The sequence below is a fragment of the Vagococcus acidifermentans genome, assembly GCF_003987655.1.
Classification (GTDB): Bacteria; Bacillota; Bacilli; order Lactobacillales; family Vagococcaceae; genus Vagococcus_B; species Vagococcus_B acidifermentans.
Map to the genome: position 1 here is coordinate 73,868 of NZ_NGKC01000004.1, position 25,132 is coordinate 98,999.

Below are 25,132 nucleotides of genomic sequence, written 5' to 3' on the forward strand. Positions count from 1 at the left end.
TCGGTATTAATTCTATGGCAAATACACGATAAGTCAATGGCATATATTATACAATTCAGTTTTTTTCATCAAACAAAAAAATAGACAAACCTGCTGCTTGGTTGTAAAGTAGGTTGTGTAGAATGATGGAATGGAGGGTTATTACTATGCGTGATGTTATTATAATCGGTGCAGGACCAGGCGGGCTGACAGCTGCACTATACGCTTCCCGCTCGGATTTATCGGTGCTGGTTATTGAGCGCGGTGTTCCCGGCGGACAAATGATGAATACTCTTGATGTTGAAAATTACCCGGGATTTGAACATATTTCTGGTCCTGATTTATCAGTAAAGATGTATGAAGGGTCATCGAAATTCGGGGCAGAGCACACTTATGGCAATGTGACTGGCATTGAAGACCATGGCAGTTATAAAACAGTGATTTGTGAGGACCAGTCCTACGATGCAAAAACTGTGATCATTGCCACAGGTAGCGATCATAAAAAGATTGGTATACCAGGTGAGGAAGACTACTCGGGAATGGGTGTTTCTTACTGTGCTGTTTGTGATGGTGCCTTTTTTAAAGAACGGCACGTATACGTGATTGGTGGCGGCGACTCAGCTGTGGAAGAAGGAACTTACCTGACGCAGTTCGCTGACAAAGTAACGATTATTCACCGGCGGGATGAGTTGAGAGCGCAAAAGATTTTGCAGGAAAGAGCATTCGCAAATGAGAAAGTCGATTTCTTGTGGAATAAAGTACCGCTTAAAATCAATGGCGACGGCACAAAACTTCAGTCAATTGATATCAAAGACACAAAGACCGGTGAAGAGACAACGGTGGAGGCTGACGGCGTGTTTGTTTATGTCGGGCTGGTTCCGCAGACAGAAGCGTTTCAGAATCTCGGTATCACAAATGACGAAGGCTGGATCGAAACCAATGAAAGAATGGAAACGAAAATTCCAGGCGTCTATGCCATCGGCGATGTCAGAAACACGGTGCTGCGGCAAATAGCCACTGCTGTCGGCGACGGCAGTATTGCCGGCCAAGAAGTCTATAAATACATCGTGGCCCAAGATAGTAAACAAGAGAGTCAAACAGAATATCAGACTCAAAGTAAACATCAATAGTATGATAAAACAGCTAAAGTGCAACAGAAATGTCCGCACTTTAGCTGTTTTTTTAGTTGTTCTGATGACTTGTTATCATCGGATACGGGTGTTTTTATCCCCTTCAGACGTTTTCCACAATGCTTGCCGGATGTCATCAATCAAGTCTGCTGCGTCCTCAATTCCGATTGACAATCTCAGTAAATCAGCGGTCAGTCCATAGGAGATGCGCAGTTCTTCCGGGATGTCGGCATGAGTTTGTGTGCTTGGGTATGTAATCAGGCTTTCAACGCCACCGAGACTTTCGGCAAATGTAAAGAGGTTCAGTGAAGCCAAAAACACAGAGACTTGTTCAGCTTTAGCCAGTTTGAAACTAATCATGCTGCCTTTTTCCGGATAAAACACTTCTTTGACTAGCGGCTCTTTTCTTAAGGCGGCTGCTAATTTTTTGGCATTTTTTTCTTGCTGCGTCATGCGTAGTTTGAGTGTTTTTAAACCTCGTATCAGTAGCCATGAGTCGAAAGAGGACAAAACGGCACCGGTCGTATTTAAGGCGGCTGCCAGTTTTTCTCCTAATTCATCAGAGTCGGTAATGACTGCACCAGCGAGCAGGTCATTGTGTCCGCCAAGAAATTTAGTGGCGGAATGGACAACAATGTCGGCTCCCAGCGCCAATGGTTTTTGGAGAATTGGCGTCAAAAATGTGTTGTCGACAATCAATAGCGCACCGTAAGCCTTGGCTGCTGCTGCAGCTTGCGAAATATCAATTTCGTTCATCAGCGGATTAGTGGGAGTTTCTAGGAAAACCGCAGCAGTTTCTTGTGACAGTTGCTGTTTCAGGTCATCAATTGAATCAAAGTAAGCAAACTGAAAGCGGCCTGCTTGTGTGAGGGCGTCAAAATAGCGGTAGCTGCCTCCGTACAAGTCACGCGACGCGAGAAACTTGCTGCCGGCTGGAAACAATTCGAACACTAATTGAACTGCACTCATCCCTGAACTAGTTGCAAAACCGAAGCGGCCGTTTTCCAATTGGGCAAGAGCTGTTTCAACCACTTGCCGGGTAGGGTTGGCCGTTCGGGAATAATCAAAACCGGTGCTTTGCCCCAAACCAGGGTGGGCATAAGTTGCGGAAAGGTAAATAGGAGTGCTGACTGCGCCGTGCTGTTTATCTGAGCGGTTGCCGATTTGCGCCAGCTTTGTGGCTTCTTGCCAAGTTGTCTGATTAGTTGTTGTGCTCATATATTTCCTCCTCAATAGTAGCAAATCCATAGTCGTGGATATGTTTTTTCAGTGTTTCCAAATAATGCTTGCCTAAAGTGGATAATGTACTGCGCCGGCTTTTGATCCAGCCTATTTCAATCGCATCGGCAATGTCTAACGGAATAGCGACGATGCTGTCATCGTTCAGCTCGCGGCTGATGATTCCGGAACTGAAAGTATAACCGTTTAATCCGATCATCAAGTTGAAAATGGTTGCCCGGTCACTGACTTTAATGTGTTTTTTATAGGAGCGGGTGCTCAGGATTTCTTCCGCAAAATAGAATGAATTGCTGTTGCCTTGTTCGAAAGAGAGAAAGGGCAAATCTTCCAATTCTTTGAGGGACACAGACTGCTTGCCGGCTAAAGGATTGTCCTTGCTGATAAAAATATGCGGTGCTGCATAAAACAGCGAGGAGAATACAAGATTTTTTTCTTCAAATAGTTTTTCAAGTATTTGCCGGTTGAAATCATTTAAAAATAAAATACCGATTTCGCTGCGAAAAGTGGCAACATCTTCTAAAATATTCTGCGTTTCTGTCTCCCGCAGTGTGAACTGGTAACTGTCGTCTTCATAAGCATGAATAAATTCGACAAACGCATGTACCGAAAAAGCGTAGTGCTGAGATGAAATCGACAGTCGTGAGGTGCGCTTGTTTTTATGTTTGTAGCGTTTTTCCAGTAAGTCCACCTGATCAATCACCTGTTTTGCATACGCTAAAAACTCTTTTCCTTCCTCAGTCAGCGAAACACCGAGTTTACTGCGGTGAAAGAGGCAAATACCCATCTCGTTTTCCAACTCCTTCACAGCATTTGACAAAGTCGGCTGCGACAAAAACAGACTTTTGGCAGCTTCGTTGATAGAGCCAAGTTCAGCAATCTTTTCCAGATATTCCAGTTGTTGTATACGCATAGATATGCTCCTTTCACAAAAAATTCAATAAAAAAAGCCCTTTTTCTTCATCATGAAGAAAAAGGACGATTGCATTCGCGTTACCACCTTTAGTTCGCTGTCGTTTCACAACAACAGCCTTAGCCAGTACGAGCACAAGAGCTGCTGATACTGCGTTGCGATAACGGGCACTGCCGTCAGCTGCTTGTGTTGCCACTCACCGCTGAATGCTCAAAGACCATTTTCCAGCTAACTGCCTTTTCTCCCTTTCACCTGCCGGAGCTCTCTGTATAAGGTGTTTTAACTGTACTCTTCTTTTCTGCGCATCATATTATTGTTTAATACTATAGACAAAAAATTCTTCGCTGTCAATCAGTTTTATCTTTTTTTGGTCATCTTTTTATTATAGTTTTTTTCTATAATAAGTTATAAAAAATAACAGTTAGTCAGAGTTGTCCGGGTGTGGTAAAGTTTGGACCATACTATTTAGGAGGCGATTCCATGAAAACAACGATTGTTGGCTTCCCGAGAATCGGGGAGAACCGAGAGCTGAAAATTGCGACAGAAAAATATTTCCGCGGCGACTTGACACAGGAACAGTTAGCTGCAGAAGGCAAGCGGCTCCGGCGAATGCACTGGAATCTGCTGAAAGAGGCGGGAATATCACTGATTCCGAGCAATGATTTTTCCTTTTACGACACCACGCTGGATACAGCGGTACTGTTGAACGTCATCCCAAACAGATTTTCAGCCTTGCAGTTATCGGCGCTTGACACCTATTTCGCACTGGCAAGAGGCTATCAGGGAGAGGCTGGCGACGTGACAGCTCTGCCCATGAAAAAATGGTTCAATACGAATTATCACTACTTGACGCCCGAATTTGAGCAACAGACAGAGGTGAAACTTGTCGGCACTAAAGTTTTTGATGAATACCTTGAAGCGAAAGCCATCGGCATCGAAACAAGACCGGTTATTTTAGGCCCGTATACGCTGATCAAGCTGTCAGATTTCAAAGGGACGACGGTTCAGGAGCATCTGCCGGCCCTGATTTCAGCGTATCAGGAGGTCATTGCCAAGTTGTCTGAACTAGGCGCCGAGTGGCTGCAACTGGATGAACCGTCTTTAGTCAAGGATTTGACACCGGATGAACGGCAGCTATTTATGTCAATCTATCGTGAGCTGGCAGGCGGTACACGGGAGACGAAGCTTTTGCTGCAAACATATTTCGGTGATGTACGGGATATTTACGAAGACTTATCGACTTTGCCGGTTGACGGCATCGGTCTTGATTTTGTCGAAGGAAAACAAACGCTTCAGTTATTCGAGACATTCGGTTTTCCTCAAGATAAAAAACTGTTTGCAGGTGTTGTGAACGGCAAAAACATCTGGCGGAACGATTACAGCCGCACCTTGAACCTGCTGGCAAAACTGCCGCATGACCAGCTGGTTTTATCAACGTCCTGTTCATTGCTGCATGTCCCTTTTTCTGTTGCGCAAGAATCATTTCCGGCGGAGGTGGCCAGGCATTTTTCCTTTGCTAAAGAAAAGTTAAGCGAGTTGACTGAGCTGGCAGCCATCGCAGACCCGACAGACGACATTGCCAAATCGGCACTGCTGGCTGATAACTACCGTCTTTTCGATACGGCGAGAGTTACGGCAAACGAACAGCTGACACACCGGCTGGCTGAGTTGACAGCAGCTGATTTTCAGCGGCTGCCGGCGTTTGAAGAACGCAGCCGTCTTCAAAAAAGTGCTCTGGCATTGCCGCTGCTGCCGACCACAACAATCGGGTCGTTCCCGCAGACAAGAGAAGTCAAAGCGGCTCGGGCAGCTTTTAAAAAAGCGTCGCTCAGCGAGGCAGAGTATCATGACTTTTTAAGGGAAAAAATTGCTGATTGTGTGGCTTTTCAGGAAGACATCGGATTGGATGTACTCGTTCACGGGGAATTCGAACGAAATGACATGGTGGAATACTTTGGCGAACATCTGTCAGGCTTTTTGTTTACGAAAAAAGCGTGGGTCCAATCGTACGGCACACGCTGTGTGAAACCGCCGATTATTTGGGGAGACATTTCCCGCGAACGGCCAATCACGGTCGGATGGTCGGCATTTGCTCAGCATCTGACTGAAAAGCCGGTGAAAGGCATGCTGACCGGACCTGTCACAATCTTGAACTGGTCGTTTCCAAGGGAAGATATTTCGCTTAAGGAGTCCACGCTGCAAATCGCGCTGGCGATTCAGGAAGAAGTGCTCGACTTGGAAGCGCATGGCATCAAGATCATTCAGATTGATGAGGCTGCCTTGCGCGAAAAACTACCGCTGAGAAAAAGCGACTGGTATTCAGAATATCTCGACTGGGCTATTCCGGCATTCCGGCTTGTTCATAGCCGAGTGGCCCCGGAAACACAGATTCATACGCACATGTGTTACAGCGAATTTGCCGATATTTTAACAGCGATTGACCAAATGGATGCGGATGTGATTTCTTTTGAAGCATCGCGCTCGAATTTATCCTTGCTGGATGCGTTGTCCGCACAGCATTTTCAGACAGCAGTCGGACCGGGAGTGTATGATATTCATTCGCCGAGAGTCCCTTCAGTTGCTGAACTGCGTGCAACGATTCAGGCATTGTTGGAGAAAATAGCGGCTGACAAATTATGGGTCAATCCTGATTGCGGATTAAAGACGCGTGATGAAAAAGAAACGTTCGCAAGCTTGAAACACCTGGCTCAAGCAGCGCAAGAAGCACGAAAGGAGCTCGTCTATGACAATATTGAGTAGCCAAAAAGCCAGTTTGTCTTTTGAAGTGTTTCCGCCGTCTACCAAATCCACCATCGCCAGTTTGTATGCTTCGCTGAGTCAGATGGAAGATTTGCGGCCGGATTTTATCAGTGTGACATGCAGCAACAGACAGCTGTCGCTGGAGGAGAGCACGGTCAAAATAGCTACGCACATTCAGCGCCGTCATCAAGTTGCCAGTCTTGTTCATCTGACAGCAGCTTATTTGACAAAAAGTCAAGTTGACACGGTTCTTGAGTCATTACAGGAAAAACACATTTCACATATATTAGCCTTGCGGGGCGACTTGTACGATGAGCTGCCGCGCAGTCCGGACTTTCAGTACGCAGGCGATTTGATTGCCTATATCAAAGAGTGGGACCCGTCTTTTGCCATTTCAGCAGCCTGCTATCCGGAGGGACACCCGGAATCGGCAACGACACTTGCCGATATTAGCCATCTGCGTGATAAAGTCGCAGCTGGAGCTGACCAGTTGATTACCCAGCTGTTTCTAGACAATGAATTGTTTTACCAGTTTCAGGAAAAATGCTGGCTGGCCGGTATCAACGTACCGCTTATCGCGGGCATCATGCCGGTCGTCAATAAGCGGCAGGCGGAACGTATCATTCGTGGCACGCGGGTGAAGCTGCCGAAGAAATTTTTGGCGATTCTTGAAAAGTACGCGGACAATCCGGTTGCGTTGCGCGATGCAGGGCTGGCTTATGCCATTGACCAAATCGTTGACCTGGTGACCCAGGGCGTGTCCGGGATACACTTGTACACCATGAATCAGGCAGGCATCGCCCGCAGTATTTATGAGGCAACACAATCACTGTTCGCCTCAACCGAGCCCAATCGCACGGCTGTTATTTCTTAAATGCAGGTACAGGAATTCAAGTTGGGAAGAGAGCATCATTTATAACGAATCTCAAATCCCAGCTTGTTTTTGATGTCTTAAAGAAGAGTGGCATTCAGGTATGGCGACAACTGTTCGCAACGGGATAAAGCACCAGGCGCGGCATTGTTTGACTGAGTTTGGCTTCAAGCAAACTAAATATTAAGTTTTCCACTTTTTATCTCTTACAAATGGTATAATTAAGATAATATGTTATAAAATACATCGAGGTGATAAAAATGGAATGGAAAGAGATTTACGCACAGTGGAAAAACTATGATGAGCTGGACGACTCAGTCAAAACCAGCTTGGAACATATCGAAACCGATGAAGACCTGTTGAAAGATGCGTTTTATGCGCCGCTTGAATTTGGAACGGCCGGCATGCGCGGCATCATCGGTGCCGGTATCAACCGAATGAACATTTATACGGTCAGACAAGCGACGGAAGGCTTGGCAACCTTCATTGAAGAGCTTGGTGCCGAAGCTAAACGGCAAGGGGTGGCTATTGCTTATGATTCCCGTCATAAGTCGCCGGAATTTGCGATGGAGTCGGCGAAGACATTGGCAGCCCACGGCATCACATCTTATGTCTTTGAAAGCTTGCGTCCGACACCGGAGCTGTCGTTTGCGGTGAGGGAACTCAACTGTATCGCCGGCATCATGATTACAGCCAGCCACAATCCGCCGGAGTATAACGGCTATAAAGTGTACGGCGAAGACGGCGGACAGATGCCTCCGCAAGATGCTGACGCAGTCACGTCTTATGTGCGGCAGGTTGAAAATCCATTACTGGTACGCGTTCTGAATGAACGGGATGCAGAAGATTTCATCAATATCATTGGCGAACAGATTGATACAGCCTATTTGAAGCAGCTGGAATCTGTCACTATTGACAAAGAGTTGATTGCCCGCACAGGCGGCGACCTGAAACTTGTCTACACACCGCTTCACGGCACGGGCAAGATGCTTGGCGAGAAAGCATTGAAACAGGCTGGTTTTAACAGCTTTTTACTCGTGCCGGAACAAGCGGAGGCCGACCCTGATTTTTCAACGGTCAAATCGCCAAATCCGGAAGAACATTCTGCGTTTGAATATGCGATTCGTCTGGGGGAAAAAGAGCAGGCAGATTTACTGGTTGCCACCGACCCTGACGCAGACCGGCTTGGCGCGGCTGTCAGACTGCCTGACGGTTCTTATCAGGTTTTGACAGGCAATCAATTAGGCGCGCTGATGATTCATTACTTGCTGAGCGCGCATCAGAAGCAGGGTACGCTGCCTGCCAACGCTGTCGTTCTGAAATCAATTGTTTCCAGTGAACTGGCAACAGCTATCTGCCATGAATTTGGCGTCAAAATGGAGAATGTGCTGACCGGTTTCAAATTCATTGCTGAAAAAATCAAAGAATATGAGCAGACGAAACAGCAGACCTTTGTATTCGGGTTTGAAGAAAGCTACGGCTATCTGGTCAAACCGTTTGTCAGAGACAAAGATGCCATTCAGGCGCTAGTACTGCTGGCAGAAATAGCGGCTTATTATAAGGAAAAAGACATGACGCTTTACGATGGTATCCGGCAGATTTTTGACAAATACGGCTACTATCAGGAGAAAACCATTTCGGTGACGATGAATGGTATCAGCGGTCTGGAAAAAATCAAACAGCTGATGTCCGGGTTGAGAGCCAGTTCGCCATCTGAATTTGCGGGAATTGCCGTCGATTCGGTGGAAGACTATGACAGTCAGATACACCGTCACGCTGACGGCAGCAGCGAAAAAATCCCGCTTCCGTCATCCAATGTGTTGAAATACCATTTGACAGACGGCAGCTGGATTGCAGTACGGCCATCAGGCACTGAACCGAAGATTAAATTCTACATTGGTGTGAAAGCGGAAAGCGAGCAGGCGGCAGCTGATAAAATAGCGGCATTAACAGACGCTTTGCATCAACACACGGAACAATAGGTTATTTTTCGTGACTTTTTGTCCAAAAACAGTTAGGATAAAGAGCATAGAAAAATTCAGGAGGGTTACGATAATGTTTGAGGGAGTCACTGAAGAGGATGTGTATCAAGTCAGTCAGTTTTTCAAAACGCTCAGTGAGCCGACCAGACTGAACATTCTATTGGCTCTATCTACGGGTGAGTTGAATGTCGGAGCCATTGCAGAACAACTGCATATGGAGCAGTCTGCTATTTCCCATCAATTGAAACTGCTGCGTCTGAATCATTTGGTGAAGTCGCGCAAGGAAGGGAAAACCGTTTTTTATTCATTGGACGACCAGCATGTCGTTGATATTTTGTCGAAGACATTCCATCACTTGTCACATGATTAAATAGAAGAAACCGGAAATAAAGTAGCTCATAAAGCAGTCATACATTTATATCAAGGTTTAAGCTGCTGGACTCAGTCAGAGAAAGGCAGCTTTTTTCTCTATTACTACTGGTCCGGCACAAAAAAACGGCATTCCGCTAATATATGCGGATCTGCCGGTTTAAAGAGAGACTTTTTGTTCGCGCCGTTTAACGAAGCTTTTAGCCGCACTTTTGACTGCCGGATACAAAATCAAAGCCAAGGCAAGGCCAAAAGTGATGTCATCAGTCACGAATGTGACAATCAGCAAAATAATCGATAAGGCAAAATTTGTGTGAAGAAACACCCAATCTTCGGGAAAAACCAACGTATATCACCTCGACATTTTAGATACTAATCATGTTTCAATAACTTGTATAATTAGTATACCATTAGTAGGAAGACAATTGCATATAAAAAAGGTGATTGTACACGGTTTAAAGAGATAAAAAAACTAGTTTTTTCAAAAAACAAATGAAAAAGCTAGTGTTTTTTTCATTATTTATGTATACTAGATTCAATTATTAAAATTCAATTAAATTAAGGCAGGGTGTTTTGACTATGGGAAAAAGCAGTTTGAAGATTGGCCTGTTAGGGCTTGGAACAGTCGGCTCCGGTGTGCCGCTGCTGTTAAAGGAAAATAAGGACAAGATATCGAATGTCACCGGCATGGATGTCTCTATCAGCAAATGTCTGGTTTTGGATACCGCGAGCAAGAAAGATTTTGCAGATGAATACGGCATCGAGTTGACGACCAATTACCAAGACATCTTGGACGATGACGAGATACAGGTAGTCGTTGAACTGATTGGCGGAATCGAACCGGCAAAAACATTTATTCTCCAGGCACTGGAGCGCGGGAAGCACGTGGTTACAGCCAATAAAGACTTGTTGGCGCAATACGGGCTGACCTTGGTACGCACAGCTCAAAAACATGCGTGCGACTTGTATTTTGAAGCTAGTGTGGCAGGAGGGATTCCGATTCTTAGGACCATCGCCAACAGTTTGGCAGCGGACCGCATCACGAGCATTTATGGCATTGTCAACGGCACGACCAACTATATGCTGACAAAAATGACGAATGATCAGCTGACATACGATGAGGCACTGGCAAAGGCACAAAAACTAGGCTTTGCCGAGTCTGACCCGACAAACGATGTTGACGGCATTGATGCGGCTTATAAAATGGTTATTTTGACTCAATTCTCCTTTGGCATGAGCATTACTATCGATGATATCGTTACAAAAGGTATCCGGGGACTTAAATTGGAAGACATTGAAATGGCTGATACGCTAGGCTATGCCATCAAGCTGATCGGTTCCTCGGAATCCTACGATGACAGTGTCGCTGCTGAGGTTGGTCCTGTACTGATACCAAAGGACCATCCGCTTGCAGGCGTACAAAATGAAATGAATGCTGTTTTCATCAAGAGCCACGGGGTCGGCGAGTCCATGTATTATGGACCGGGGGCCGGCGCCAAACCGACAGCAACAAGTGTTGTCAGCGATATTATCACGATTGCCAAAAACCTGAAAATGGGTACGACTGGTCATGTCTTCAATGGCTTTACCAGTGATGTGCGGTTGACAAAACCGGAACATATTTATGCTAAATATTATTTCTCACTGGAAGTACCGGATAAGCATGGTGTTTTCTTAAAATTGACTGAGTCTATGACCCGTACAGGTGTCAGCTTTGAACAAATTGTTCAGGAGAAAGTGGATGACGGTCGCGCGCGGATTGTCATTATTACACACGAGATGTCCCGTCTGCAGGCCGATGAAGTCAAAAAAACGTTTGCCGCATCTGAGGACATCACACTCAACGCGTGCTATAAAGTGCTGTAATTGAAACGATGAAAAAGAGGTGTCAGGATGAAAATAAAAGTTCCCGCTACGAGTGCCAATTTAGGCCCCGGGTTTGATTCCTGCGGGTTGGCATTGAACTTGTATTTAGAACTGGAAATATTAGAAGAAGCGCCGTCTTGGGAGATCAGTCACACGATTGCCGGGTTGCCGACGGATGAAACCAATATGATTATCGCAACGGCGTTGACGCTTGCCCCTGAAATGGTGCCGCACAAATTGCGGATGACCAGCGACATTCCCCCCGCCAGAGGACTGGGCAGCAGTTCGGCGGCGATTGTTGCCGGTATCGAACTGGCCAGCGAGCTGGGCGGCTTGTCCTTTTCGCAAGAAGAGAAAATTCGGATTGCCACGGAAATGGAAGGACACCCCGACAATGTCGCACCGGCTATCTGCGGTGATCTGGTTGTGGCGGCATTCGTTGACGAGCAGGTGACTTGTGTGACGCACCATTTTGCCCCGTGTGATTTCGTGGCTGTCATCCCGCGGAAGGAACTGCTGACCAGTGAAGGACGCAGTGTGCTGCCGGCATCATTGCCCTACGGCGAGGCGGTCAAAGCGAGTGCTGTCAGCAACGTCATGGTGGCGGCATTGCTGTCAGATGATTTGAAAACAGCCGGCCAGGCGATGATGCAGGACAAATGGCACGAACCGTATCGCGCTGAGCTGGTCCCTCATTTGCAGCTGATTCGTGATCTGCAGCCGGCACTCGGCTTTCATGCCGCTTTCCTAAGCGGTGCAGGGCCGACAGTCCTCGTGCTGACAGCTGAAGGAACCGGCACTGCTGTCGCTGAAGGATTGCGCGACCTGTCGCTTGATGCTGATATTTTGCAGCTGTCTTTGGATACGCAAGGCGTGCAAGTGCACGCATAAAAAAAGGAGTACGCCGAAACGGCGTACTCCTTTTTAAATTATCGTTTATACTTGCTCTGCTGCTTGCCGGCGTTTCTGCCTTTGCCTTGATTGCGCGGCTTAGCTTGCGTTTTTTTAGCCGTGTGTGCCGGATTGACTTCTTTTTTCTTCGGAGGTACCACGACTTTTGGCGGATTTTTTCTAAATTCTTCTGCGACTTCCCGTTTGATTTTTGGTTTATGGTACAGATTTGTAATCAGTGACTGGATACAGCTGAAAATACCGCCGACTACCCAGTACAGCGCCACGCCGGCTGGTGAACGGAACGAGAAGAAGACAATCATGAGGGGACTCATGAACGACATGGTTCTCATTTGTTTCTTTTGCTCTTCCGGCAAACCGATCATGCTGATAAAGCTTTGGGCTAAATAGCTCAGACCGGCAATCACAGTTAAAATCAAACTCGGCTCACCCAATGGAATGCTGAAGAAGCTGGCTTCGCTGATGCCCGGTGTGTATCTTGCTGTATAAAACAGTGCAGTGAATATCGGCATTTGCACGAGCAGCGGCAAACAGCCAATACCGCCCATTACGCTGATGCCGTTTTCTTTGTACAGCGCTTGTAGTTCCATTTGCGCAGCGGCCTGTTCTTCCCTGGTGGTCGCCTGCTTGATTTTTTCATTAACCGCATCCGACTGAGGTTTGATAGCTGCCATTTTTTCCTGTTGAATCATGGATTTTTTCATCTGGCCAAGGCCCAACGGTAAAATCAGCAGTCTCACGATCAGTGTCAGGAAAATGATGGCAAAGCCGTAATTCCAGTTGAAGTTTTCAACGAGATACGTAATCAGCTGTCCCATTGGTTTGACAAGCAAGTTGTAAACCCAGCCTTCTCCTGTCGGTTGTCCTGCTTTGGGACCGGTCTTGTACGTGCTGACACAGCCGGAAAGTGAGATGAGAAGGCCAAACAATCCGGATGTAATCAGCCATTTTTTTATTTTTTTCATGCGTTTCGTCCTTTTCATTCAATAGTTACACAAAGAATACTATAAAGGATTCTGATGATTTTTTCAATCAAAACCTCAAAAGAATGTGCGCAGGGCAGCAGAAATCACATAACATGAAAGGTCGTTCGTTCGGGAATATCAGCATCGTACTCGATCAATAAATCTTTCACAACACCGGCAGGGGAAGGAGATTCTCTGACTTTTTGGATGAACAGGGTGACTTTGTCCGCATCGCCGTTGGCTTCGATATAGACGGAGCCGTCATATTCATTGCGCACTATCCCGTAAACGCCGATGTTGTCAGCAAGTATTTTTGTCATGTAGCGGAAGCCGACCCCCTGCACCCGACCGTAGACCTGCATTTTAACTCTCATCATCCTGCCTCTTTTCTGTTTCAGTTTTTTCTATTATATTATATCATTGCGTTGGCGGGCCTGTCATATTATAGTTAGCAGCGGGTGAAGAAAAATGATATAATACTCAAGACTGCGAGGTGTCATAGTGAAAAGAATAACGTCTCTTAAAAACAATCTGATAAAAGATATCAAAAAACTGTCCCAGAAAAAATACCGCGACCAGCGTGGGGAATACCTCATCGAAGGGGATCATCTAGTAGAGGAAGCCGTTAATGCCGGTGCGCCGATCGTGCATGTTCTGTTCACTGAAAAAGCGCTGACTGCTTTTTCTCTGCTGCTGGAAAAAATACCGGAAAGCTGTCGTCTGCTGGTGACGGAGGATATTTTACGCAGCCTTTCCAGCCATCCGGATACGCCCGACATCTTGGCTGTCGTCGCAAAAACATCTCCCAGCCGGGTGATCGACTATTCGCGGCCGCTGCTTTTGCTTGACGGGGTACAAGACCCGGGCAATGTCGGCACGATGATTCGGACAGCCGATGCAGCCGGGTTTGGTACGGTTGTGCTTGGCGAAGGTAGTGCGGATATTTATAACGACAAGGTGCTGCGGGCCATGCAGGGAAGCCAGTTCCATATTGCTGTGTATCAAGGGAGCATCAGCGAATGGATTGGAACATGCAAGGCACATGGTTTAAACGTTTATGGTACGGAATTGAACCCGCAAGCAGCGGATTACCGCGAAATACCCAAGACTCCGGCATTTGCACTCGTTATGGGGAATGAAGGGCAGGGGTTGAGTGCGGAAACGTTGAGTTTGACCACTCAAAATCTTTATATTCCGATAACGGGACAGGCTGAATCGCTGAATGTCGCAGTAGCCGCAGGAATTTTGATGTTTGCGCTAAAAAATTAAGTTTGTTACGAAAAGATTAAGACGAACTTGCCCGGTGGCATTTCAATCTTATTCGTGGTATTATGTCGGTATATGTATTGATAAAACCACAAATGATAACAGGTGATAGCAAAATGGTATTGGATTGGCAAAACGATGTTGAATACATGTCTTATGTCGAAGACTTGATTTTTACAGAAGAAGTTCAGAGTTTGTCAGAGCATAAACAGCACCGTTACTCGAATCGACTGGAACATTCAATCAATGTTTCTTACAGAAGTTATTTATTGGCAAAAAAATGGAATGGCAATGCGAAAGCAACAGCGAGAGCCGGTTTGCTGCATGATTTATTCCATTATGATTGGCGTACGGAAAAAATGGGTGAAGGCACACACGCATATGTTCATCCGCGAATCGCATTGAAAAATGCAAAAAAATTAACAGAGATTTCTCCTCTTGAAGAAGACATTATCGTTAAGCACATGTTTGGCGCCACAATTGCCCCGCCAAAGTATAAAGAAAGCTATATCGTTACTATGGTAGACAAATATTGTGCTTGTGAGGAAGTATTCTCGCCAGTTTACCGGAAAATGAAACAAAAAGCAGTGGCATATCTTGGTGTCGTATAAATTTTTGATAAACTGACTAGAAATAGTCAGTTTTTTGCTTTATACTGTGATTCAGGGGGATTTGCGAAGATAATGTAAAAGAATAATGGGGTGAGAGTAGTATGATTGAAACTTGCAGGGATAATGAATTCAAATTGTGTCCCAAATTTGAAAAAACGTTTTCTATTCTAGGAAAAAAGTGGAATGGCTTGATTATTAACGTCTTAATCAAAGAGGGGCCGCAACGCTTTGTGGAGCTTGCCAATAAAATTCCAAAAGTCAGCGACCGGGTGCTGACGGAACGGTTAAAAGAATTGGAAGAAGAAGGCATATTGACTCGCAAGGTGTTTCAGAACGAAACAAACCGCATCGAATATGAATTGACCGAAAAAGGCAGCGACTTGAAACATGTGATGCAGGAGATTCAAAACTGGTCTGACCATTGGCTGGCTTAAACAGCTTGACCTTTTTGGAGTTTTCTTGTACACTTGATATCAATCAGTAAAAACGCGCGAGGGAAAAGAGTAGCAGATGAAGGCGTATGAAAGGGAGATCTGTCACCGACTGAAAGCAGATTATACCGCAGCATGTGTGAAGTTCACTTCCCCAGTTGCCTGTTTGACAAGGACAGGCCGGTGTCTGACATCGTTAACAACGCAAAGTGTATTTCAATGAATTGAGATAAATTAGGATGGTACCGCGAGACTTCGTTCCTTAGGGATGAAGTCTTTTTTTTATTGATAATTTTTAAGAATCAGGAAGGACTGGATAACATGACGTTGAAACAAGAACTTGAACAGTTGCAGGAGAAAACGCTGCATGATATTTTAACGACCAAAACGCTGGAACAGCTGAACCAGATACGTGTCACGATTCTTGGGAAAAAAGGTCCGATTACCGAGGTGCTCAGAGGCATGAAACATTTGACGCCGGAAGAGCGTCCGGTAGTCGGGAGTTTTGCCAATGACATCCGGGATAAAATCAGCCAGGCGATAGATGATAAAAAGGCGGCGCTGGAAGAACAGCTGCTGGAAGCGGCCTTGCAGGCAGAATCCATCGACGTCACGCTGCCGGGTTTGCCGGTTGAGCGGGGGATTCCGCATATTCTGACTCAGACGATGCGGGAAATCGAAGATGTGTTCATCGGTCTAGGTTACCAGATTGTGGAAGGGTTCGAAGTTGAACAGGACCACTACAATTTTGAACGGATGAATCTTCATAAAGACCATCCGGCCCGCGACATGCAGGACACGTTTTATATTTCCGAGGAACTGCTGCTGCGCACCCACACTTCGCCAGTACAAGCCCGGACAATGGAAACCCATGATTTTGCCAAAGGTCCTTTGAAAATGATTAGTCCCGGCAAAGTCTTCAGGCGCGACACGGATGATGCGACCCACAGCCACCAGTTTCACCAGATTGAAGGACTGGTAGTTGACAAAGATATCACGATGGCCGATTTGAAAGGCACGCTGGAAGTGCTGATGAAGAAAATGTTCGGCGAAGACCGGGATATCCGCATGCGTCCCAGCTACTTCCCGTTCACTGAACCGTCCGTTGAAGTGGATATCAGCTGCTTTAAATGCGGCGGCAAAGGCTGCAACGTCTGCAAGCACACAGGCTGGATTGAAATTCTCGGTGCAGGTGTCGTCCATCCGCAAGTTCTTGAAATGTCCGGTATCGACTCTTCTGTCTACAGCGGCTTTGCATTCGGATTAGGTCCAGACCGGGTGGCGATGCTGAGGTATGGTGTGAACGATATCCGGCACTTCTACTTAAACAATCAGAAATTTTTGGCACAATTCAAAATAAAGGGGTAATGCGGAATGCTGGTTTCATATAAATGGTTAAGTGAATTAATTGACATAAAAGATGTTGCTCCACATGCATTGGCTGATAAAATGTCCCGTACAGGCATTGAAGTCGAAAATGTGGTGGTGCCGCAAGAGGGCATGAAAAAAATTGTCGTCGGCTACGTGGCAGAATGTGTGGCTCATCCCGACAGTGACCACTTATCAATCTGTCAGGTTGATGTCGGCGAAGAAGAACTGTATCAAATCGTTTGTGGTGCACCAAACATCACGGACGGCAAAAAAGTCATCGTTGCCCTGCCTGGTTCGCGTATCGCAGGCAACGTGAAAATCAAAAAAGGGAAGATGCGCGGTCAAGTGTCGCTGGGAATGATTTGTTCGCTTCAGGAACTCGGGTACAGCGACAGTTTGATTCCTAAAGAATTTGCTGACGGCATTTACTTCCTGCCGGATGAAGCAGTCGTCGGCGAGCCGGTCTTTCCTTACTTGGATATGGATGATGCCATCATCGAGCTGTCCATCACACCAAACAGGGCAGATGCGTTGAGCATGCGCGGTGTGGCTTATGAAGTCGGTGCTATCTACAACAGAACGCCGCATTTTCCCGTGCAGTCATTGGTTGAAGACGAAGAGGCGGATATTACGGATTATTTGACGGTATCAGTTGCCGACAGCCAGGCAGCACTCTCGTACCACATGCGTCTGATTAAAGATGTCACGATTAAGCCAAGCCCGCTCTGGCTTCAAAAACGCCTGATGAATGAAGGCATGCGTCCCGTCAACAACGTGGTGGACGTCACGAACTATGTCATGCTGCTTTTCGGTCAGCCGCAGCACGCATTCGATTACGATAAAATCGGTTCGCAAGAAATCCTTGTCAGACAAGCGGAACAAGGCGAAACATTGACGACGCTGGACGGGACAGAGCGTCAGCTGTCGCCGGAAAATATTTTGATTACAAACGGTTCAGAGCCGATTGGACTGGCCGGCGTCATGGGCGGACTTGATTCTGAAATTACGGCTGACACGACAACAGTGGCGCTTGAAACGGCCATGTTTAACCCCGTGGCAATCAGACGGACGTCGAAACAATTCAATCTATACAGCGAATCCAGCAAACGGTTTGAAAAAGGATTGAATCCGACGACTATCACCGAAGCCAGCGAGTTTGCAGCAGCGCTGATTGCCGAGTTGAGCGGCGGCACGGTCGTTAAAGGCGAAATCGCAGCGTCGGATTATACGCCTGACAAAGTAACCGTCGGAATCACGCTGGACAAAATCAACCGGTCGCTGGGAACAGCTTTGACGGCGGAAGAAGTCGGCGGCATATTCGAGGCACTCGGTTTTCCGTATGCGGAAGCACAACACCGCTTTGACGTCACGATTCCTCCGAGAAGATGGGATATCACAATCGAAGCAGACATCGTGGAAGAAGTGGCGCGTCTTTACGGCTATGACAATCTGCCGTCAACACTGCCGGGCGGCGATGCAGTACCGGGCGGCTTGACAGTGGAACAGCAGCTGGTTCGGGATATTCATGAACTGCTTCAGGGGTTCGGCTACAGCGAAGCCATCAGTTACGCTTTGACAACTGAGGCATTAGCCGCACGTTTCGTCAAAGAAAAACGGCCGCTGGTCGCCCTTGACTGGCCAATGAGCGAAGACCATGCAGTGCTTCGCCAAAACTTGACCAGCAGTCTGTTGACAGACGTGGCGTATAATATTGCCCGTAAAAACAAAAACATCGCGCTTTACGAGGTTGGCAACGTCTTTGTGTCAAACGGCAGTCAGGATTTGCCGCTGGAAGAAAAGCATTTGGCCTTGGCATTAACGGGGGCAAAACCGGAACGCTCATGGCAGAAGCCGTCCGAAGCGGTTGATTTCTATACCATCAAAGGTGCAGTTGAAGGCGTGTTCGACAACTTGGGAGCTAAGGTGACGTTCCGCAAATCCGCAGACTACGCTGACTTGCATCCTGGTCGGACAGCGGATATTCTGATAGGCGAAACAGTGATCGGCTTTGTCGGGCAAGTCCATCCGAAGGTTGCCAAAACGTTTGATATCCCGGAAACATACGTGAGCGAAATCAGTCTGGCCGCTTTATTTGCAGCAGAGCGGGAGACAATCGTGTATCAGGAAGTACCGAAGTTCCCGTCAGTGAAACGCGACATTGCTCTGTTGGTAGACAAACAGGTCACCCATCAGCAGCTGCTTGATGTGATAACCGGAAAAGGGGGCAAACTGCTGCAAACAGTCAGCTTGTTTGATATTTTTGAAGGGGAAAAACTTGGTTCCGGCAAGAAATCAATGGCGTATTCGCTGGTCTTCCAAAACCCGCAAGGCACATTGGTGGACGACGATGTGAACCAAATCATGCGCAAAATTGAAAAGGCGCTGACTGAAAAATATGAAGTTGAAATAAGATAAACACACGCGGCTGCCGTTTTAATGAGAGCGGCAGCCGACAGTGAAGGTAGGATAGAGGAGTGGGTAAGTATGAGTTTCAACGCATTAAGTGAAAAGATTAACTATGATGAGGTGCTGCAAACTTACAAGCTGTCGGATGCACAGCAGAAGTATAAAGATGCACGCGATGAAGAATTGAAACAAATCATTCAAGGATCAGACAAACGGCTGCTGGTCCTGGTCGGTCCGTGCTCAGCTCATGACGAGGAAGCTGTGATTGCGTATGTGACAAAACTGGCGGAGGTCCAGGAAAAAGTAAAAGAGCGCCTGCTGCTGATTCCGCGTGTCTACACAAACAAGCCCCGGACCAACGGCGATGGCTATAAAGGCTTGCTGCACCAGCCGAGTCCAGAACAGGCAACCAACTTGTTGAAAGGCATTGGCGCTGTCCGCAGAATCCATAACCGGGTCATCACGGAAACCGGGCTGACAACAGCTGATGAAATGCTGTATCCGGAAAATTTGGAACTGGTCAAAGATTTGCTCAGTTATATCGCTATCGGGGCACGTTCGGTGGAAGACCAGCAGCATCGGTTTGTCGCCAGCGGCATCGACCAGCCGGTTGGGATGAAAAATCCGACGAGCGGTAACCTCTCAGTGATGTTTCATTCGATATACGCCGCCCAGCAGACACAGGAGTTCATTTACAATGGTCAGGAAGTGCGCACCTCCTCGAACCCTTACGCCCATGTCGTGCTTCGCGGCGGGCTGACGGAAGAAGGCAAGGTCGTCCCGAATTATCATTATGAAGATTTACTGAGAGTTTCTGATATGTATCAGGCGGAAAACTTGAAACACCCATTTGTCGTTGTCGACACAAATCATGATAATTCCGGCAAAAAACACCACGAACAAGTGCGTATCGTGAAAGAAACATTGGCGAACAGGAAATGGAACCGGGAAATAAAGGAACTTGTCCGCGGTTTCATGATCGAGAGTTTCCTTGAAGAAGGCCGTCAGGAAATTTCGGAGGGGATTTTCGGGAAATCCATCACCGATCCGTGCCTCGGCTGGGATGACACAGAGGAACTGCTATATTATATAGCTGAAAAGGCGTAACAGTTACAGTACTTGTTTTACGGGTTGTTTCCGCTCGGAAATCGCTTTTGTTGGAGAAAGAGAGGAAATAATATGTTTGACAAACGTTCTAAATGGCAGCAAAAGGCAATGCATGCAATGGCCGGCAGATACGGCCTGACCGACACGCTGAACAAACACCTGCTCGTTGCCGGGGTGGTGCTGATGCTTGTGAATATCGTGTTTGCCTCACGCGTGCTGTCATTGCTATCTACAATTTTGATTGCCTATGCGGCGTTCAGGTTTTTATCCAAAAACAGGTACAAGCGCGTGCGGGAAAATCAGATTTACTACGCATGGCACATGAAAAGACAACGTTTTTGGCAATTTCAGCAGAAGAGATGGCGGGAAAGAAAATCATACAAATATTTCAGCTGCAGCAATTGCCATCAAAAATTAAGAGTACCGCGACATAAAGGACGCATTAAAATCACTTGTCCAAAATGCCGCACCCAAATCACTAAGAAAACATAAAGAAAACACACAGCTGTTGCAGCAGCCGTGTGTTTTTAAGATAGAAAATGCGACTTGATGAGCAAACGGCGTGTGTTGATGCCCAGCACAGCCGCTCCGACAGCTTTGACTGCGTCTGGAATCAAGAATGGCAACAGACCGATAGTGAAGGCATCGGAAACAGCCAAACCGGTACTGAATGCCAGCCAGACTGTTCCAATCGTCAACGTCAGCAAAGCTCCCAGCAAGTTTGCTACAAGCGCCCACTTGAGGGAGAAGGCTGTTTGTTCCAGCGATTTGCCGATGAACAAGGCGGTTACGAGAAAAGCCAGCAAATAGCCGCCGTAGGGACCAAACAGAACAAAGGGCCCCGCCCCCATATTGGCAAACACCGGCAAACCAACCAGCCCGCATATCAAATAGATGCCGACTGCTGTCGCCGCGAGCCAGCCTCCGGCAACGGTCGCTGTGAACCCGACTGCCAGTGTTTGGCCGGTCAGCGGCATTGCGCCGAGCGGGTAGGTGATTTGCGCCGACACTGCTATGAGAACGGCGAATTGAGCGGCGACAGCCAGCTGCTTTATGATTTTTTTAGTCATGTGATTCTCCTTTAATGATGTATCAGAATGAAAGTTGTTAAACTTGCGGCCCAGCTATTTCAAAAGCAAGTGAATATATTGTACAATAAAGAGACAATATTGACTAGGAGTGACGTAAATGAACGAAACAATTCAACACCAATTAAACCACCGGAGCATTCGTAAATTTAAAGCGGAGAAGATTCCGTCTGATATCATCCAGCAGCTGCTGCAAGTAGCCCAGCGGACAGCTTCAAGCAACTTTATGCAGTCATATAGTTTAATTAATGTGACGGATCCAGTCAAGCAAGCTGAATTTGCCGAGATATGTGCCCAGCCCTATGTGGCAGAGGCAAGTCACTTGTTTATTTTCGTGGCCGACCAGCACCGCAATGCGCAAATAGCGGAAGAAAACGGTCAGGAGACCAGTGTTTTACACAATATGGACCGCTTCATGGTAGCGATGACGGATGCAGTTTTAGCCGCTCAGAACGTCACGAATGCGGCTGAAAGTTTAGGTATCGGCACTGTTTTTCTAGGCAGTATCTTGAATGACAGCCGGAAAGTCATTCAATTATTGAACTTGCCGGAATTGACGTTTCCCGTTTTGGGTCTGGCAATCGGCTATCCTGACCAAGAGCCGGAATTAAAACCCCGTTTGCCGCAGGAATTCGTGGTTTTTGAAAATGAATACCAACAGATTCCAAATATGAATGCTGCGCTGGGCGATTATGATGCGGTTGTTTCAGAGTATTACGACTTGCGCAATATGAACCGCAAAATTGATTCTTTTACCAAGCAAATCACCGAAGGAATGAACCGCAAACCGCCAAAACGGTTAGCCGTGCTGAAGGAAATCCAGGCGCAAGGATTCATCAAGGAATAAGACGAAAAAAATTTAGAAAAAAATCGCTATTTTTCTTTCTTTTTACGCCGCATCTTGCTATGATTGTCTAGGATTTGGAAAGGAGAATAATAAATGGGGAAAATTAAACGTACCTACCAGCAAAATGAAATGATGAAAAAAATCATTGTCATGATCATAGCGGGTTTGGTGACAGCGGTGGGATTAAACATGTTTTTAATTCCAGCCAGTGTTTTTTCAGTGGGCGTCAACGGTATTTCTCAGTTGATATCCATAACTTTATACTCGTCGACTGGGATTCACATCGATACGGGTATTTTGATTTTTGTGCTGAACATTCCGATTGCCGTTCTCGGCTGGCTGAAACTCGGGAAAGAAGCGACGATTTACAGTTTGATGACTGTTGCCCTCGTTTCGATTACTACCATCATCATACCGGTCCATGCCATTACGGACAATATTTTGATGAATGCCATTGCCGGCGGTGTCCTGATTGGTCTGGCCGGTGGTTTGACCATGAAATTCGGATTCAGCGGCGGCGGTATGGACATCGTGTCGCTGATACTCGCCAAGACAACCGGCAAAACAGTCGGCTCGCTGACATTTTGGCTGAACTTAGTGATTATCTTCTTTGCAGGTCTGCTGGTTGATTGGGAGAGTGCTCTCTTTACCATTATTTCCATGTTCTGTCTGTCTCAAGTCACCGATGCGATTCATACCAACCATCAGAAGGTGACCGTCTTTATCATGACATCACGCCCGGAAGTCGTTGTGCAATCCATTCAAAATGAACTGATCAGAGGCATGACGATGCTGCCGGCAAAAGGTGTATACAGTCAAAAAGACGTCTCCGTCATCATGATTGTTGTGACACGTTATGAACTTTACGCACTGGAGCAGGCTGTTGCGACTGTCGACCAAGATGCTTTTATGAATATTATCCCGACGCAAACTGTTTTAGGCAATTTCTGGGATGAAGATCAGCAGAAAATAATCCGCAGCGCCAAATAACCGGTGATTTATCAATTTAAAATTTTGTTATATTTTATTTTATCATAGTATATATGGGAAATGCCGTATTAATCTTTTACGCATTTTCTATATATACTTTTTTGTTATATTTAAAAAATAATGATACAAAATTTTGAAAAAAGCTTGCAATTTTTCGCAATCACCCATATACTTTGATTATCAAATAGTTTGACAGTCAAACTATTTAAACTCAAACTAATTCGAAAGAGGCATTTTGATGAATGAAGATTTCAAACAAGTAAACGACCAGCTTGTTCGTGTGTTCAATGACATCTTGACCATTGAGGAAACAGAGCTAAAGAAAAGTGAATTTAAAGACTTGTCTATCAAAGAGATGCATACTATCGAGGCAATCGGTCTTCACGACACAAAAACCACGAGTGAGGTGGCAAAAAATCTGTCGATTACTGTAGGGACATTGACAGTGGCCATCAACAATCTGGTTAAGAAAAACTATGTGGAACGTGTGAGAAGCAAAGAAGACCGCCGGGTGGTCATGTTGAAACTGACAAATCGCGGCCGGCTGTGTTATCGCGTTCATCAAAATTTCCACAAAAAAATGGTGGAAGCGGCTCTGACAGACATGGGAGACGAGGAAAAACAAGCGTTGATTAAAGGTCTCGGAAGTCTGCACGAGTTTTTAAAAGAGTTTTATTAAGTTGAAAGCTGAGGTAGTAGCATGCGTTATCCTCAAATAACACAGGTTGCCAAATATGTACCGGAAAAAATTGTAACGAATGACGATTTGTCAGAAATGATGGATACCAGTGATGACTGGATTTTTTCCCGTACAGGTATCAAGGAGCGGCATATCGTTACCAATGAAACAACAGCAGATTTATGCGTGGAGGTCGGCCGGGCGCTGCTTAAACAAAGTGGTTTGCCGGCTGAGGAAATAGATTTTATTATCGTGGCAACAATGACAGCAGATTACGGCACACCTGCCACAGCCTGTCTTGTGCAGAACCGTCTCGGCGCATCTTCTGCATTGGCGTTTGATGTAAATGCTGCTTGTTCGGGGTTTGTTTATGCCCTGGCCACCGCTGAAAAATTTCTTTCAAGTGGCAATTACCAAAAAGGAATCGTTATAGGTGGTGAGACATTATCTAGTATTATGGATTGGACCGACCGCAGTACAGCCGTTTTATTCGGCGACGGCGCTGGTGGCGTATTGCTTGAAAGGACAAGTACCACGCCGCGTTTTCTGGGCGAGCTACTGCAAAGCGACGGTGCAAGAGGGTTGTCTCTGAGCGCGAATAAGCGGGTGAACCGCAGTCCGTTCGCTTACACCCAAGATGACTCGGGACATTATCTGGCAATGGAAGGCAAAAAGATTTTTGATTTTGCATTGCGGGATGTATCCAAAAATATCGTCACGATGCTGGATGCAGCTGATACACCACTGGCAGACATTGATTATGTGCTGCCGCATCAGGCGAATATCCGCATTATTGACAGCATTGCCAAGAAAACAAAAATTCCAAGAGAGAAATTTTTGTCGAACTTGGCACATTACGGCAACACTTCCGCAGCATCTATTCCGCTTCTGCTTTCTGATGCGATAGCAGAAGGCACACTGGTGATGAATAGCGGACAACAAATTGTATTAACTGGTTATGGCGGCGGATTGACGTGGGGAAGCCTGCTGATATCATTTTAAACGCCACACCGTTGATAGAGATAATTATAAGTATCAAAGAAAAAAACTGGAGGAATCAACATGACAACTTTTGAAAAAATACAGGAAATTATTGTGGATCAGCTTGGAAAAGACGAAGAAGAAGTACAACTGACGACAAACTTCCGTGAGGAGCTTGACGCTGACAGTTTGGATCTTTTCCAAATCATTAACGACATTGAAGACGCATTTGAAGACAACGACGTAAAAATCGAGACTGACGAAGGCTTGAATACCGTTCAGGATCTTGTGGATTTTGTAGACGAGCAGATTAAGAAAAACAGCTAAATAAGACCAATAACTAAGTAGCTTTAAAAGTTTCGGCTTTTTTAG

26 protein-coding genes are annotated in these 25,132 nt (G+C 46.3%); 19 read left to right on the forward strand and 7 right to left on the reverse strand.

Features of this window, described 5'->3' with window-relative positions; translation table 11 throughout:
* Positions 1-146 precede the first annotated feature (146 nt).
* Positions 147-1,109 (forward strand): thioredoxin-disulfide reductase, encoded by a 963-nt coding sequence (gene trxB, locus CBF27_RS04915; protein WP_245985960.1) that lies wholly within the window; start codon positions 147-149, stop codon positions 1,107-1,109.
* A 75-nt stretch (positions 1,110-1,184) separates the two neighbouring features.
* Here trxB and CBF27_RS04920 read toward each other — a convergent pair whose 3' ends face one another.
* Genes CBF27_RS04920 through CBF27_RS14600 form a run of 3 tightly spaced genes read right to left on the reverse strand, consistent with a single transcriptional unit; the run spans position 1,185 to position 3,454 of the window.
* Positions 1,185-2,327, reverse strand: coding sequence for an aminotransferase class I/II-fold pyridoxal phosphate-dependent enzyme (locus CBF27_RS04920; protein WP_126812987.1), 1,143 nt, complete (start codon positions 2,325-2,327; stop codon positions 1,185-1,187).
* Entirely contained in the window at positions 2,311-3,258 is a 948-nt protein-coding gene (locus CBF27_RS04925; RefSeq protein WP_126812989.1) for a LysR family transcriptional regulator, read from the reverse strand. The genes CBF27_RS04920 and CBF27_RS04925 overlap by 17 nt, the downstream gene beginning before the upstream one ends.
* A gap of 13 nt (positions 3,259-3,271) precedes the next feature.
* Entirely contained in the window at positions 3,272-3,454 is a 183-nt protein-coding gene (locus CBF27_RS14600) for a hypothetical protein (RefSeq protein ID WP_126812991.1), read from the reverse strand.
* Positions 3,455-3,738: 284 nt separating this feature from the next.
* Between CBF27_RS14600 and metE the strand changes: the two genes are divergently transcribed.
* From metE to CBF27_RS04950, 4 genes are all read left to right on the forward strand, one after another.
* Positions 3,739-6,018 (forward strand): 5-methyltetrahydropteroyltriglutamate--homocysteine S-methyltransferase, encoded by a 2,280-nt coding sequence (gene metE, locus CBF27_RS04935; protein ID WP_126812993.1) that lies wholly within the window; start codon positions 3,739-3,741, stop codon positions 6,016-6,018.
* Positions 6,002-6,892, forward strand: a complete 891-nt coding sequence (gene metF / locus CBF27_RS04940) for a methylenetetrahydrofolate reductase [NAD(P)H] (RefSeq protein WP_126812995.1) — start codon at positions 6,002-6,004, stop codon at positions 6,890-6,892. Before metE ends, metF begins: the two co-directional genes overlap by 17 nt.
* 257 nt (positions 6,893-7,149) lie before the next feature.
* The gene (locus CBF27_RS04945) at positions 7,150-8,871 is read left to right on the forward strand and encodes a phospho-sugar mutase (RefSeq protein WP_126812996.1); all 1,722 of its coding nucleotides are present in this window, start codon (positions 7,150-7,152) and stop codon (positions 8,869-8,871) included.
* A 73-nt stretch (positions 8,872-8,944) separates the two neighbouring features.
* Positions 8,945-9,241 carry an ArsR/SmtB family transcription factor gene (locus CBF27_RS04950; RefSeq protein WP_126812998.1) on the forward strand — a complete coding sequence of 99 codons (297 nt, stop codon included), beginning with the start codon at positions 8,945-8,947 and terminating at the stop codon, positions 9,239-9,241.
* Between the two features lie 159 nt (positions 9,242-9,400).
* Here the strand turns inward: CBF27_RS04950 and CBF27_RS04955 are convergent, their stop codons facing one another.
* Positions 9,401-9,586 carry a hypothetical protein gene (locus tag CBF27_RS04955; RefSeq protein WP_126813000.1) on the reverse strand — a complete coding sequence of 62 codons (186 nt, stop codon included), beginning with the start codon at positions 9,584-9,586 and terminating at the stop codon, positions 9,401-9,403.
* Positions 9,587-9,819: 233 nt separating this feature from the next.
* Between CBF27_RS04955 and CBF27_RS04960 the strand changes: the two genes are divergently transcribed.
* A complete protein-coding gene (locus CBF27_RS04960) occupies positions 9,820-11,106 on the forward strand; it encodes a homoserine dehydrogenase (RefSeq protein WP_126813002.1) in 1,287 nt (428 codons plus the stop codon).
* Positions 11,107-11,133: 27 nt separating this feature from the next.
* A complete protein-coding gene (gene thrB, locus CBF27_RS04965; RefSeq protein WP_126813004.1) occupies positions 11,134-11,997 on the forward strand; it encodes a homoserine kinase in 864 nt (287 codons plus the stop codon).
* Between the two features lie 38 nt (positions 11,998-12,035).
* Here thrB and yidC read toward each other — a convergent pair whose 3' ends face one another.
* The gene (gene yidC / locus CBF27_RS04970) at positions 12,036-12,983 is read right to left on the reverse strand and encodes a membrane protein insertase YidC (protein WP_126813005.1); all 948 of its coding nucleotides are present in this window, start codon (positions 12,981-12,983) and stop codon (positions 12,036-12,038) included.
* Positions 12,984-13,087: 104 nt separating this feature from the next.
* The gene (locus tag CBF27_RS04975) at positions 13,088-13,360 is read right to left on the reverse strand and encodes an acylphosphatase (RefSeq protein WP_126813007.1); all 273 of its coding nucleotides are present in this window, start codon (positions 13,358-13,360) and stop codon (positions 13,088-13,090) included.
* Positions 13,361-13,484: 124 nt separating this feature from the next.
* On the opposite strand from CBF27_RS04975, the gene CBF27_RS04980 reads away from it, so the two are divergent.
* The 7 genes from CBF27_RS04980 to CBF27_RS05010 all read left to right on the forward strand — a co-directional run bounded on the left by CBF27_RS04980 (position 13,485) and on the right by CBF27_RS05010 (position 20,667).
* Positions 13,485-14,252 carry a TrmH family RNA methyltransferase gene (locus CBF27_RS04980; RefSeq protein ID WP_126813009.1) on the forward strand — a complete coding sequence of 256 codons (768 nt, stop codon included), beginning with the start codon at positions 13,485-13,487 and terminating at the stop codon, positions 14,250-14,252.
* 113 nt (positions 14,253-14,365) lie between these two features.
* A complete protein-coding gene (locus CBF27_RS04985; protein ID WP_126813011.1) occupies positions 14,366-14,860 on the forward strand; it encodes an HD domain-containing protein in 495 nt (164 codons plus the stop codon).
* A 101-nt stretch (positions 14,861-14,961) separates the two neighbouring features.
* Complete coding sequence (locus CBF27_RS04990; RefSeq protein WP_126813013.1) at positions 14,962-15,294, forward strand: winged helix-turn-helix transcriptional regulator; 333 nt, start codon at positions 14,962-14,964, stop codon at positions 15,292-15,294.
* A gap of 318 nt (positions 15,295-15,612) precedes the next feature.
* Entirely contained in the window at positions 15,613-16,659 is a 1,047-nt protein-coding gene (gene pheS / locus CBF27_RS04995) for a phenylalanine--tRNA ligase subunit alpha (RefSeq protein ID WP_126813015.1), read from the forward strand.
* Positions 16,660-16,665: 6 nt separating this feature from the next.
* Positions 16,666-19,077 carry a phenylalanine--tRNA ligase subunit beta gene (pheT, locus tag CBF27_RS05000; RefSeq protein ID WP_126813017.1) on the forward strand — a complete coding sequence of 804 codons (2,412 nt, stop codon included), beginning with the start codon at positions 16,666-16,668 and terminating at the stop codon, positions 19,075-19,077.
* A gap of 69 nt (positions 19,078-19,146) precedes the next feature.
* Positions 19,147-20,175, forward strand: coding sequence for a 3-deoxy-7-phosphoheptulonate synthase (locus tag CBF27_RS05005; protein WP_126813019.1), 1,029 nt, complete (start codon positions 19,147-19,149; stop codon positions 20,173-20,175).
* Positions 20,176-20,247: 72 nt separating this feature from the next.
* The gene (locus tag CBF27_RS05010) at positions 20,248-20,667 is read left to right on the forward strand and encodes a hypothetical protein (RefSeq protein ID WP_126813021.1); all 420 of its coding nucleotides are present in this window, start codon (positions 20,248-20,250) and stop codon (positions 20,665-20,667) included.
* A 35-nt stretch (positions 20,668-20,702) separates the two neighbouring features.
* Here CBF27_RS05010 and CBF27_RS05015 read toward each other — a convergent pair whose 3' ends face one another.
* Positions 20,703-21,245 carry a biotin transporter BioY gene (locus CBF27_RS05015; RefSeq protein WP_126813023.1) on the reverse strand — a complete coding sequence of 181 codons (543 nt, stop codon included), beginning with the start codon at positions 21,243-21,245 and terminating at the stop codon, positions 20,703-20,705.
* Positions 21,246-21,363: 118 nt separating this feature from the next.
* Here CBF27_RS05015 and CBF27_RS05020 point away from each other — a divergent pair, with 118 nt between their 5' ends.
* The 5 genes from CBF27_RS05020 to CBF27_RS05040 all read left to right on the forward strand — a co-directional run bounded on the left by CBF27_RS05020 (position 21,364) and on the right by CBF27_RS05040 (position 25,087).
* Positions 21,364-22,110, forward strand: coding sequence for an NADPH-dependent oxidoreductase (locus CBF27_RS05020; protein ID WP_126813025.1), 747 nt, complete (start codon positions 21,364-21,366; stop codon positions 22,108-22,110).
* 93 nt (positions 22,111-22,203) lie between these two features.
* Positions 22,204-23,100, forward strand: a complete 897-nt coding sequence (locus CBF27_RS05025) for a YitT family protein (RefSeq protein ID WP_126813027.1) — start codon at positions 22,204-22,206, stop codon at positions 23,098-23,100.
* A gap of 238 nt (positions 23,101-23,338) precedes the next feature.
* Positions 23,339-23,779, forward strand: coding sequence for a fatty acid biosynthesis transcriptional regulator FabT (fabT, locus tag CBF27_RS05030; RefSeq protein WP_126813028.1), 441 nt, complete (start codon positions 23,339-23,341; stop codon positions 23,777-23,779).
* A gap of 21 nt (positions 23,780-23,800) precedes the next feature.
* On the forward strand, positions 23,801-24,781 hold the full coding sequence (locus CBF27_RS05035; protein ID WP_126813030.1) for a beta-ketoacyl-ACP synthase III: 981 nt from the start codon (positions 23,801-23,803) through the stop codon (positions 24,779-24,781).
* 60 nt (positions 24,782-24,841) lie between these two features.
* Positions 24,842-25,087 carry an acyl carrier protein gene (locus CBF27_RS05040; RefSeq protein WP_126813032.1) on the forward strand — a complete coding sequence of 82 codons (246 nt, stop codon included), beginning with the start codon at positions 24,842-24,844 and terminating at the stop codon, positions 25,085-25,087.
* Positions 25,088-25,132 lie beyond the last annotated feature (45 nt).

Coding starts and splice junctions, on each gene's coding strand:
- trxB (WP_245985960.1), top strand. CDS start 147: ATGCGTGATGTTATTATAATCGGTGCAGGACCAGGCGGGCTGACAGCT.
- CBF27_RS04920 (WP_126812987.1), bottom strand. CDS start 2,327: ATGAGCACAACAACTAATCAGACAACTTGGCAAGAAGCCACAAAGCTG.
- CBF27_RS04925 (WP_126812989.1), bottom strand. CDS start 3,258: ATGCGTATACAACAACTGGAATATCTGGAAAAGATTGCTGAACTTGGC.
- metE (WP_126812993.1), top strand. CDS start 3,739: ATGAAAACAACGATTGTTGGCTTCCCGAGAATCGGGGAGAACCGAGAG.
- metF (WP_126812995.1), top strand. CDS start 6,002: ATGACAATATTGAGTAGCCAAAAAGCCAGTTTGTCTTTTGAAGTGTTT.
- CBF27_RS04945 (WP_126812996.1), top strand. CDS start 7,150: ATGGAATGGAAAGAGATTTACGCACAGTGGAAAAACTATGATGAGCTG.
- CBF27_RS04950 (WP_126812998.1), top strand. CDS start 8,945: ATGTTTGAGGGAGTCACTGAAGAGGATGTGTATCAAGTCAGTCAGTTT.
- CBF27_RS04960 (WP_126813002.1), top strand. CDS start 9,820: ATGGGAAAAAGCAGTTTGAAGATTGGCCTGTTAGGGCTTGGAACAGTC.
- thrB (WP_126813004.1), top strand. CDS start 11,134: ATGAAAATAAAAGTTCCCGCTACGAGTGCCAATTTAGGCCCCGGGTTT.
- yidC (WP_126813005.1), bottom strand. CDS start 12,983: ATGAAAAAAATAAAAAAATGGCTGATTACATCCGGATTGTTTGGCCTT.
- CBF27_RS04975 (WP_126813007.1), bottom strand. CDS start 13,360: ATGATGAGAGTTAAAATGCAGGTCTACGGTCGGGTGCAGGGGGTCGGC.
- CBF27_RS04985 (WP_126813011.1), top strand. CDS start 14,366: ATGGTATTGGATTGGCAAAACGATGTTGAATACATGTCTTATGTCGAA.
- CBF27_RS04990 (WP_126813013.1), top strand. CDS start 14,962: ATGATTGAAACTTGCAGGGATAATGAATTCAAATTGTGTCCCAAATTT.
- pheS (WP_126813015.1), top strand. CDS start 15,613: ATGACGTTGAAACAAGAACTTGAACAGTTGCAGGAGAAAACGCTGCAT.
- pheT (WP_126813017.1), top strand. CDS start 16,666: ATGCTGGTTTCATATAAATGGTTAAGTGAATTAATTGACATAAAAGAT.
- CBF27_RS05005 (WP_126813019.1), top strand. CDS start 19,147: ATGAGTTTCAACGCATTAAGTGAAAAGATTAACTATGATGAGGTGCTG.
- CBF27_RS05010 (WP_126813021.1), top strand. CDS start 20,248: ATGTTTGACAAACGTTCTAAATGGCAGCAAAAGGCAATGCATGCAATG.
- CBF27_RS05015 (WP_126813023.1), bottom strand. CDS start 21,245: ATGACTAAAAAAATCATAAAGCAGCTGGCTGTCGCCGCTCAATTCGCC.
- CBF27_RS05020 (WP_126813025.1), top strand. CDS start 21,364: ATGAACGAAACAATTCAACACCAATTAAACCACCGGAGCATTCGTAAA.
- CBF27_RS05025 (WP_126813027.1), top strand. CDS start 22,204: ATGGGGAAAATTAAACGTACCTACCAGCAAAATGAAATGATGAAAAAA.
- fabT (WP_126813028.1), top strand. CDS start 23,339: ATGAATGAAGATTTCAAACAAGTAAACGACCAGCTTGTTCGTGTGTTC.
- CBF27_RS05035 (WP_126813030.1), top strand. CDS start 23,801: ATGCGTTATCCTCAAATAACACAGGTTGCCAAATATGTACCGGAAAAA.
- CBF27_RS05040 (WP_126813032.1), top strand. CDS start 24,842: ATGACAACTTTTGAAAAAATACAGGAAATTATTGTGGATCAGCTTGGA.